We start from the raw sequence: 10876 nt of genomic DNA on the forward strand, positions 1-10876 counted from the left end.
CGTTCAAATACGCCAGCATCCCGCCACTCCTGAAATCGGCGATGAGCAGAGCTTGACGAGCATATACCGGTGGCATTTAGCGCATTCCACTGGCAACCCGTCCTGAGTACGAAGAAAATGGCGTTCATTGCAGCGCGATTATCAACCCGCTTGCGGTGCGTACCCAGCGGGTGTTGAGTTCTATGTTCCGGGATGAGAGGAGCCATTTTCTCCCAGAGTTCATCACTGATTTGCCACTTATTACCTGCCATACGTTGCCCTCATAAATTATCATTATGTATTATCTGACAATTCCTTTTGGGATAGGTTCTTAGATAATAATAAGTATTGCCTAGACAAAGAAGCATTAAAAGATGGTTTTCATTGGTTGGTTCCAGACAGGGAAATAGATCCGATTAACTGGTTTAACTCAACAACATGGCAGTATGTGAACGCTGAACTTTTAAAAATAGGAGACTAAAACAGGAGTAAGACTGAAACTAGAGATGACCTTGAATTAGATAAACTATCAAACACCTCTAACCCATTCGCTTTTGAATTAACTGAAAAATCTAAGGAAAACATGCGTTCTTTGGTGAAGCATGTAGATGGTTGAACTTGGAACGAGCGTCTTGATTCCATCAACAAAAAAGATGGTAATTAATATGATGTATCGTGGCTAGACATCAACAATGATCTTTATGGTGCGGGAAAGTGGTTTTATGAGCAAGCTAAAGAAGAAGCAACGCCTTCTCATAGGCGAGATTTACATGCGCTTGTCAACTATGAATACACAGGCGATTTTTTGTCGCTGAAGTAATGGGAAAATCGAAAATATGAAAATACAGTTAGTAGCTACGATCTTAGCTGCTCTTTCCTTGCAAGCTCAAGCAACGACTCAAGAAGAAATGGTAATCGAATTAGGTCATTCTATTGCGCTAAGTTTACTTGATGCAAAGTTGGAATTGGCTTGTGACTCCAACATTAACAACCTAGGTGAAATTACTCTCAAAGTTAATCAGGAGTGCGTTTCAACAATCAACAAACTTCGGTCAACGTTAGAGACAGAGCCGACAGCAGTAGACTTGGTTAAACAGGTTGATTCTTTTATGGATTCAAATTCTATCCCACTCACTAAGTAACTTGAGAGTATTGGAAAAATCGAACTTGTGCAAAAGGCATTTAACAGGTTGATTTGAGTGCCTTTGATAGAAGTAGTAATAACAACTTGGAGTGCAAACTTTGTCAAAGAATGAAATGCAATATGCAGTATGGCAGATGCCCCATACCGAAAAAGATTTAGCTGTTTTGGTAGATGCTGCTGAGTTACCTATTCTAGATCGTGGAGAGGAGGGTGTGCTAAACCCTGACACACCATTAAATGATGATCATTTAAAACTAAAGTTGGTTTACGGTGTGCTCATGTCCAATAACCTTCGAGGTTTACAAAACTATGAAGGGATGAATCACTTAGTTGATGTCCATCAGGATAAATGGTTAGTTCATCTAAAGCCAAACGATGATGAGGATAAACCATTAGAAGCAATCTATCTTGGATTTGAAGATATGATGGTTTTGCATTGCAGGGGATTAAGACAAGGTGATTTTGCTTTCGCTGCTCTTATGGGTCTACCTGATAGCTTGGAACTTCATTCAGATAAGCTGTGGGGTGTAACATCGTTCCTTCGTTTACATGATTTAGACATGGCTACAAACCTAATTAATCGAGAAATCATCATTTCGCTAGTCGAAGAAGAAGTTGTCGAGGCAGAACTAACTAAAGAAAATTGGAAATCATTTGTTAACGAGGGACTGGCAAAGTCTTTAGCTAAAAAAGTAGGTTAATTAGGATAGGGAACATATTAGCTCATAAAAACCTTAGATTTACCTTTTAGAACCGTAAAAATGCTTCAAAAATAAGAACGCAGACCTTAAAGAAAAAGTTAAGACAACGACCAAGGACTAACAAGAAATGAAAATAGTATTAGCTAAAGAAATTAGTGATAGCCTGAGTGAATATACAAATGCCGATAGCTCCATCTGCGTACAACAAGTTACCTTATGGTTTGATGTGATTGCTACAGAGTTGGAGCTAACTGAGGTATCTAAAGAGAAACTAAACTATATCACTACTCCTTCAATTATAATCAAGTTGAGCCAATCTAATCAGCGCATACATGACCTATTATTGGGGGTTGCTGGGTATCCAAATTTAGATAAAGAAGAAGCAGAATTTCAAGTTAAGTGTAGGCTATCAGTCCTGAAATCCGCATGGATGCACAGAGCATACGGTTTGACGTTGCAAGATGCTTTCACTGATGGAGAACTATTCTTTAACGCTCTCATCAAGATGTAGGTAACACCTTATGTTAGACAATATATTAGCTAGATATTGGCAACCTAAAGGAACCTCTTTACATAAGCACCATTTACAAGCAATTGTCATCGGTTTTGTATTAAGTCTAGTGTTACTTTTCGTTGGCGTTATTAATCGTGAAATGGCTTTTTCAGTGATGATCTTGATTGTCGTACTCCAGTTCTTAGGGATGTGGTTGGCTAGAAAGAGATTTGGTAATAGAAATCCCAATAAAGTTGGATATAAAGAGTAGTTCCTGCTGGATAGAGATAGTTACGAGCCATTGCAGATCTGGTCATATAACCAAGCCGATAAAGCCAAAAAAGAAGTCCCCAAATTGGTTAGGAAGCTACTTGCTCGCACTCAGATACATCGTGCTTGGTTACAAAGCGCAACTGGCTCATTTCAGTTGCCAGTTTTAGAGCGAATTTAACGTTGGAAGATAGTATTGGAATTAGTAACTTAGATTAGAAACCAACTCACCTATGACCCTGATAGTGGCATCATCCAGTGGAAAAAGTTGGGCAGAGGCCGCCGAGCTAATCTAGTTGCGGGATGCGTCAAGCGGAAGAAAGGCAACGTGTGGCGCAGAATTGTCATTGACGGTAAAGAGTACACATCTGGTCAAATCGCTTGGTCAATAATGACTGGTCATTTTCCTGATTTCATCATCGATCATAAAGATGGTGATTCTCTAAATGATAAATGGAGCAATTTACGTAGGGGGACAACTGCGTTGCTCAGAGAAATTTAGCTAGAAGTCGCCGCAACAAAACTGGTGTGACTGGAGTGAAACAGATCAATGGCTACTTTGTCGCCTACATCGGAGTGGGTAATAAGCAAAAGTACCTTAGTAGCACAAGTGACTTTTTTGAGGCTGTTTGCTTAAGAAAGCGAGCAGAGAAACAGTACAAATACAGCCCTAGACATGGGCTGTAATCAACATTGGAAAAAACATGCCAGAACCAAAACCTAACCACCGGAAGTTCGCGGACTTTATTACTAACGTTTCAGCCCTTGCTAGTGCCTATTTCTTAGTCCGATTTGTCCTAGATTTTTCTCTAGAAACTCTAATCGAGAATGAAAATTTAATGTGGTTCTTCATTTTCGCTTTTATTACTGCAGTGTATGGTTTTATCTACGGAAAAAACGGCAAAAAATGAGATTGTAAACAACTAGATTGTGTAAAAGGTATTGAATTACACCTACATGCTTATGACAACTGTCAAAATAGGCGATTCAAATGGATTAATGCCATCAGAACAACTTGATAACAAAGAGGGAGCCATGTTCAACATAAGAACTAGACACTCGTATGGCCACTAGAAGAACTGGGGGTGGTGCTTAAAGGTCAGTAAACCCGACTAAAACTGGTGATGCTGTTGGAGAGCTAAGTGATCTCTTAGATGTTGCCCTATACAACCGCCCATGTACAAGCAGAAGCGTAAGATAGATAAGCTAGTTAAGACGCTGCTGAAACCTAAAAAGAAACATTAACTGGATAAGGAAAACTGTATGACAAGTGTATATAAACTGATATGCGAGCGAGCCTATTTTGTTGGGTATGAGCAGCTTTTCTTGCCAAGAAGTTTTAGGCGGCTGGTTGCTAGAAGTGAGTTGCACAGAGCTTGGTTAGCAGGTAATCAAGGTAATATCGGTGCGACCGATGGCGTTTTGTATCGGAAATGGTTTACTAACCGCAAGCATCATACAAATGCCACTATTAAACAGCTATGGCGTAGCATAAATCGATAACCCGAAACATCAGTATTTATAAGCAACAGAAAAAGAAAGAAGCCACATCTTTACTCATAATCGCTCGCCATCCTCTACTGTTCACCTGCCCACGTTATAAAGATATCAATCGGAAAAGTACTCAGTTCGATCTTGGTATAAGCGCTTACTTAACGCCTCTCCAAATTATTCCTTGTTAATCATCCCAATTATTATGATAATTGGGGTATTGTAAAATATCCACAAATGACATATATAGGTGAGTAATGTTCATAGGTGTTAGTAGAAGCCATCAATGGCGTTTATCAGAACCACCAGAACCATCTGATGATAAAGACTTTCAACTAAAAAGGGTGGAGTTTTTATCAGATGTTGACTATCGATGTACTGATTGCCATTTTCGTTCAGAAAAGTATCAACATGTTCATCACAAGGATGGGAATCACAAACATAACGAAATCATTAACTTTGAGTGTAAATGCCCTCTATGTCATATGTGTGAACATCTGGGTTTTGTTGCAGATAATAAACTTGCCACTTTAGTTTTTTGTCCCTCTTTGACCCAGGAGGAGCTCAATGCTTACGTTCGAATATCTTGGGTTGCAAATTACTTAGCAAAAATCCAAGGTCCAGAAAAATGCGGTACTACGCTTCTGCGTATTGCACGCGATACAGGGCTCTGGATCGAGCTCCTTTCTGCTACGGCGCAGCAAGTAAGTCAAGTGTACAAAATAACCAACATTAGGGCACTAGCTGAAGACTTTCGTGCTATGGATGACAAAGAGTATTCCGAACGTCAGTTAAAGTACCCTCATTTAAGGTTGCTGTTTACTCCAGATCCCTTTTCTCGAGAGATAGAGGAGTGGAGTAGGAACCAAGACTTCTTTTCAGATTTCTATGACCCAAACAATTGGCCAGAAATAGTGAACAACCATATCTCTAGTTTAGAAGGATAGGATATTAATGAACACATATGGCGTAGCGATATTCAACGATGAAAAAAAACCTAGGAGTGGATTCTCTTGTGTCGATGGCAAGGTGAAGGAGTTTAGTTCCTATTCTGATTTGGAGATGTCTACAATTTGGGTAACTAACATTCAACACTCTATATTTCAAAAAGAAGCCCTCTACAAAGTACCTAACCTACGTTCGTCGCAATATTTAAGGTTGTCTTTACAACAGATAATGAGGGAGTTGAATGTTAAAAAAGATATTGAAGGTATTCAACATTTAGCAAAGCTAGTTCAGTCAATTGCTGCAGATCTACAGGGTAAATTCGAACTTAATCCGGACTACCTTCGATATCGCCTTGGTGGTGAAATCCCACAATACCTGGAATCACAAGGGTTCCTACCTTCTGAACTACTAAATATAAGTGAACTCGCAGACGCTTCAGCTAAAGCGGCATTAAATGATGCGTATCAGTCATTCCAAGGTACTGTAAAGTCTGCAAACGGAAAGATCTATCATTATACCTTACCAAGGGTTGCGCATTTCGAATACTTAATGAATCAAAACTTTCCTTTGGATAACAATTGGGAAGAATTTACGTTTAGTAGCGATGGGCCAATTGTTGCTGGATATAAAAACAAAGTACTACTCCCTGATACAGAAAAAGTCATAATAGGTTTAAAGAACCTCCATAAAAATACTGCTGCAATTCTAAATATCAAAGTAAAGTCTATCGACCCAAAGCGAGCTCAAAGTTTTACCTTTGGAATCGAAGGTGTGAAATCTACAACGAGAATATGGGCTGCTCTTCCAGAGGTTATTGATATTTTACGTTACTGTGAGGTTGAAATTTTGGGAGGCCTGAAAACTAATGCTGGTAAGTTGGATGTAAGGCCTGAAATAGACCTATCAAAAAATAGATATAGTTACTCTAAAGGTGTGGTCAGTGAAAATATTTGGTGTGCCTTAGCCGATAAAGTCCACTTAGGAAGTCAAAAACAAGCTACTGGCCTGGGAGTGTACCTCAGAGCATATGACAGGATTATTTGCTCCAAACTTGCGGAAGCGTTTATGAAAGCAGGTTTCGTCGGCGGTGGGTTTGGTGTCGGTGCGGCAAGGGTTTGGTTAAGTAGCCAAGATGTAAAAAAAGCCAATATTATTGCAGAAAAATTTGGCGCAATGCCAGATATCGGAGTGTAGAAAATGGAAATTGAACCGCTAGAAATTTTCTCAGATGGTCAAATGCCCGAGACATACAAAAAGCTTCAAGATTTGAATGTGTTCGGAAAGCTTAACTCACAGTTTCATAACTCGTTTGGGGTACAGGATGTCATTAAACTAGATCAAATTGAACAGCTAGATGATGCGGATAAGAAAGCTCAAATGAGTGAATTAATCACAGCCCTATCTACAAGAAGAGTGGATACTCAACCAGTTATTGCGAAGAAAGTAAAGAGGTTAACTATCTAATGGGAGCTCTTTCATTTTTAGCGAATCTAATCGCCTATAAACCCTATGAGATTTGTCAATTAGAAACAACATCAAGCATTGACCCTCACTCACTGCTAACTCACGATGGTTCAATGGTTACCCTACTAAAGTTGAACGGGGCTTACAGGTTCTACTCAAATAAGCAGGAGCTTGCCATACTTGACTTTATGGCAAGTAGAGCTCGACAAAATTTTACAGACAGTGGAAACAGAATAGATTTTGTTATCGATATTGATTCAAGTCGTTCTGAGAGCTTTGTGAACAAGTGTCTTAATACAGTGGACTCTGTATCAAAAACGATGGGCTACCAAAATGAGAAGTTAAACAAGACTGAAAAGAGCCTCATTTCTCAGCTAATTAAGCCAGAGATGACCTATATTGTATTGACTACGACACCCCAAACTCTTGATAGACCAAACATCAAAGAGGGTAATGAAAATAGAAAAAAATTGGCAGATGAATATGGTCACAGTTTAAGCAGTAGCTCTAAGACCCAGAATCACTGGGTAGAAACGATGCAGATTTACGACCAGCATCGTTCTTTTGTTACAGAAATGACTAATATTTTTTCTGAGTACGTTCTATTCGAAAAACTAGAGTCTCATCGTGCATTAAAGGAAATCAGAGATCTTCTATACCGAGACTTTGAAAACCAGGACCGTTGGAAACCATCCACACGACAAGAATCATCTCCTAAAATAATGAGCAATCATACCTACAAGGTTGATACTGATGAGATTGGGCATAGCTCCATACATTCGCAGATAGTAGAACAGCCTTTTGAGGATGCTAAAAGACCTGACTTTAAGTTTTTCAATGGTCACTGCTATACCACGCTTGAGCGTTACTTAGTCGGGGATGAGCCTATGTTAATGAGGAGTTTTATAAACCGAGTTAACAGAGATGTTCCTATGCGTATATCGTACACTCTGGTTTCTGGCTCCCAAAGTATACAAACCTCTAAAATGACTAAATCGAGTCTCACCACATTCGTTGCTAAAACTAACCCAATATCAAGTGAAATTCTGAAAGCCTGTAATAAGACAACAAAGTTCATTCAAGAAGGAGGGTGTGCAGTAGAGTGTTATATGTCGGTGACTGTTTGGGGTGATAACGAAACGGAAACTAATACACGTTTCAAAGCCGTACAAAGTGCACTTAGAGGTTGGGGAGGGGAAAGGCAACGTATGTGCTCATTTCCTATAGAGGGCCTTTTATCCTCTTTACCTGGCTATAGCTCAAGGCCTGTTGGGAGAGCGAGTAATGACAGTATTGAAACAGCCTTCTCGTCCGCTCCAATCATACGTCCTGCCTCGCCGTGGGACTCCGGCGTATTGCTCTATATCACACCTGATGGCAAGCCATGGCCTATTGACTTTGATTCAACACAGTCACATCACTTGAATTTAGTTAGTGGATCTATGGGTTCTGGTAAGTCAGTTCAAGCTGGTGTATTAACCAGGGCAATGCATTTCTTAGCTGGAACGACATCGTTGCCTCTTATTGCGGGGGTCGACTATGGTGAGTCAATATTATTCACTGCCGAAACTGTTAGGGCAAACCTGAAGAAAGAGGATAGAGCTAAAGTAGGGGCAATCAGTCTTGCCAATGAAAAGACAAGCGCTTACAACATGCTTGAGCCACAATATGGTTACAATAAATTGGCTAAGCCGGAGAACAACACTGCGACTGCTTTTGTTACTAAGATAGTCAATGGTGGCTCGAAACAGCCAATCCACGTACAACTTGATAACTGTGTTTCAGCAATAATTGACAGTATGGTAGCAAAGGCTATTTCACAGCCTAGGAAAATTGACCCTTCGCAACCCGGCGTCGATAAAATACAGAAAGAGCTTGCTCACCATCTTGTACAAAAACATTTAAAGAGCGAGTCGTCGTACAGCTACCTAAACGCCCGTAATGCCCTATACAAAGCATCGAATGAAGAAGGTATATCTAACGCTCAACGACAATATTTCCTAAGATTGTCAAAAATAGCTCATAGGTATATTTGGCCGCTGATCTCTGACTTACCCAAAGAGGTAAAGTCGGCTGAACAGCAAAGCGCTATGGGTTCTTTCAAAGTTGGAGGAGAAAAACTACTGGACCTAATTGGTGCTTCAGTGCAGCTGATGACAGATCGATATAGCGCAATTTTAGGCTCATATCCGATGGTAGATTACTCTGACCTTTCAATGCTGTTTGTAAACGCTAAACCAGTTGTAGATTCCGCCCCAGCAGCGATGAAAAATGCATGGTTTATTCTTGCAAAAGGTCTAGCTCAAAGGCATTTCTGGGTACATGAAGATGATGTAAAAAATGATGCAGATCCTGTGTTTTATAAGCGTGCACTTCGAATTGCTCGAGCGAAAAAGCCTTTACCCAAGTATTACTTCCAAGACGAATACGAACAGGCTCAATGTCCTGAGTTAGATGAAAACTTTGATAAAGAAGTAAAAACAGCGCGTAAGTATCGTGAGATCATCACTTTATTGACACAGATGTACGAAGCTTTCCCTCCATCTATTCGCGACTTGGCTACTAATACCTTCATTTGCAACATCCCAGGTGTAGGTACAGAACGGGTGATTAAGGAACAGTTTAAGCTAACAGATGATGAGTTTGAATCTATAGAATCGTATGTCGGTAAAGCTGGAATTTTAAATGGCATGGGGCGCGGAATCTTGTACATAGGTAAGCTGAAGAAAATACAAGCGCCAATTATTCAACCTATCGTATCGGTGTTACCTCCTGGCTTAGTATGGTCATTAGCAAGTGATGCCGAAGATGTTCATGTCAGAAGAAAAGTAAAAGAGGCATTAGGTGACTCAGTACCTTATGATGAATTGAATATTGCATTAGGACAGGTTTTGTCGTTCCCAGATATGAAAGCACTCATCAAGAAGAAGGGTGAAGTCGATGATATGACTGACAAAGATGTTTACATTGATTGTATCAATAGGGTTAAAGAACATATTTTATTAAACGGAGTTGGTACGTGATAAAGAGATTTTTGGCATTTGTAACCGACTATTGTTTGATTAGCTTATTATTCGGTATTTTAGAGTTTTACGTCTTTGAACTAAATGCGTTGACTATCCAAAGCATAGGTTATTTCTATGTGTTCTTTTTCTTTACGATGATGGGCCAATACATACTTTTGAAGAGGACGTTAGGGGAAAAAATATTCAAACTTCAGGTGCAAGGAAAAGAAGGTGAGAACGTTGAGGTTTCTACTTATGTGTATCGTTTGTTCGGTACTCTAATTTGCTTAACGGTGCCGATTTTGTTCTTGATAGTTGTTTTCCCTAAACGTCGATCTCTGTCTGACCGGATGAGCTCGAGTAACGTCAAAACTCGTATAGTTTAAAGAATCTTTTCTGTGGCAATATCTATTGGCTCATCAGGGGATATTGTCATTGAGTGGTTAACACGCCATAGAGAAATGGGTGAGCGACTAAATCTATCTAAGTTATAAATCGAATCGTCAATTTGAACCATACTCCGGTAAATCACTTTTCCATGATTATTCTTCAGTTGCAAGATAAAGCTCGGCGTGGAGTAGTCCGAAGTGTTTCTTTGCATCTGAGTGGTTAGTATTTTCTGAATACTGTAACGTTTTGAGCCATTATCGATTTTAGATATTAGTGCGGTAAAAACCTTGCGTTCAAATGATGAAGTAATAGGTACCTGATTTGTCAATGAAACGATTGGTTGGATGTAAACGGTGTGTAGCTTAATTCTTTCTGAGTGCATTTGGCATAAGGTTGCTAAGACGAAATAAGGTCCTTCCACTTCTTTAAGTGCCGATTTGGCTAAAGGGCTCACCAAACGGGTAAACGACAGACACGTGTCATCAATTACTAAAGAATGTTCTTTTAACTCAATAGTATTGGTGATGAACATGCAAAATGCTTGTGGGCGTCCAGGGCCTTTCCACCCAGCCCCGGTTTTACGATAGAGTTTTGAAAAAGCGTATCTCAAACCTGTTGGTCCGATAAATATGTATTTATCAAGAGTACTACTTCCAAAGAGGATTTTATTGGCAGACCTCTTAAGTTTGAATAAGTGCTGTTCAGCCGACATAGATTTTCCGGAGAAATGCCAATTTGATAGTGTGTCGGTTAATAAATGATAATACAGCCTTTCTAACTTACTCTCTCCATGCCGTACACTGGGCGTTCGTGTTGAAGTTGACTTTGGATTAGTTGAATCAGTTCCAGTAGAAGGGAGCGCTCTGTGATAAATAAAGGTATTAAAATCTGATTCTTCGGACTCAGGCGAAATACTGAGGGATCCCCTCATAATTTCCCCAAAGCACAACCATGTTTGAATAGATTTTGAGCAAGCAGGGTTGCAGCCGCG

12 protein-coding genes are annotated in these 10876 nt (G+C 39.8%); 10 read left to right on the plus strand and 2 right to left on the minus strand.

Going from position 1 to position 10876, the window contains the following annotated elements; translation table 11 throughout:
* A partial coding sequence (locus R7044_RS23585) for a transposase (RefSeq protein ID WP_206937396.1) occupies positions 1-251 on the minus strand: 251 nt, incomplete at its 3' end.
* Positions 252-815: 564 nt separating this feature from the next.
* Between R7044_RS23585 and R7044_RS23590 the strand changes: the two genes are divergently transcribed.
* From R7044_RS23590 to R7044_RS28655, 10 genes are all read left to right on the plus strand, one after another.
* Positions 816-1121, plus strand: coding sequence for a hypothetical protein (locus R7044_RS23590; RefSeq protein ID WP_169567642.1), 306 nt, complete (start codon positions 816-818; stop codon positions 1119-1121).
* Positions 1122-1221: 100 nt separating this feature from the next.
* Positions 1222-1824: a hypothetical protein gene (locus tag R7044_RS23595; protein WP_140050539.1), complete on the plus strand. Its 603-nt coding sequence runs from the start codon at positions 1222-1224 to the stop codon at positions 1822-1824.
* A 127-nt stretch (positions 1825-1951) separates the two neighbouring features.
* Complete coding sequence (locus R7044_RS23600; protein ID WP_025767063.1) at positions 1952-2335, plus strand: hypothetical protein; 384 nt, start codon at positions 1952-1954, stop codon at positions 2333-2335.
* A gap of 10 nt (positions 2336-2345) precedes the next feature.
* Positions 2346-2588: a hypothetical protein gene (locus R7044_RS23605; protein ID WP_025767062.1), complete on the plus strand. Its 243-nt coding sequence runs from the start codon at positions 2346-2348 to the stop codon at positions 2586-2588.
* A 327-nt stretch (positions 2589-2915) separates the two neighbouring features.
* Positions 2916-3089, plus strand: a complete 174-nt coding sequence (locus tag R7044_RS28650; RefSeq protein ID WP_140050538.1) for an HNH endonuclease — start codon at positions 2916-2918, stop codon at positions 3087-3089.
* Positions 3090-4335: 1246 nt separating this feature from the next.
* Positions 4336-5025, plus strand: a complete 690-nt coding sequence (locus R7044_RS23610; RefSeq protein ID WP_025634880.1) for an HNH endonuclease — start codon at positions 4336-4338, stop codon at positions 5023-5025.
* A 7-nt stretch (positions 5026-5032) separates the two neighbouring features.
* The gene (locus tag R7044_RS23615) at positions 5033-6220 is read left to right on the plus strand and encodes a hypothetical protein (RefSeq protein WP_025634881.1); all 1188 of its coding nucleotides are present in this window, start codon (positions 5033-5035) and stop codon (positions 6218-6220) included.
* A 3-nt stretch (positions 6221-6223) separates the two neighbouring features.
* Complete coding sequence (locus R7044_RS23620; RefSeq protein WP_025634882.1) at positions 6224-6490, plus strand: hypothetical protein; 267 nt, start codon at positions 6224-6226, stop codon at positions 6488-6490.
* Positions 6490-9513: a hypothetical protein gene (locus R7044_RS23625; protein WP_203347281.1), complete on the plus strand. Its 3024-nt coding sequence runs from the start codon at positions 6490-6492 to the stop codon at positions 9511-9513. The genes R7044_RS23620 and R7044_RS23625 overlap by 1 nt, the downstream gene beginning before the upstream one ends.
* Positions 9510-9881, plus strand: coding sequence for an RDD family protein (locus R7044_RS28655; protein WP_025767057.1), 372 nt, complete (start codon positions 9510-9512; stop codon positions 9879-9881). The genes R7044_RS23625 and R7044_RS28655 overlap by 4 nt, the downstream gene beginning before the upstream one ends.
* Here the strand turns inward: R7044_RS28655 and R7044_RS23630 are convergent.
* Positions 9878-10876 (minus strand): hypothetical protein (locus R7044_RS23630; protein ID WP_225455832.1); only part of this gene is annotated, 999 nt, incomplete at its 5' end. The genes R7044_RS28655 and R7044_RS23630 overlap by 4 nt on opposite strands.

The sequence above is a fragment of the Vibrio sp. 1402 genome (assembly GCF_033340275.1).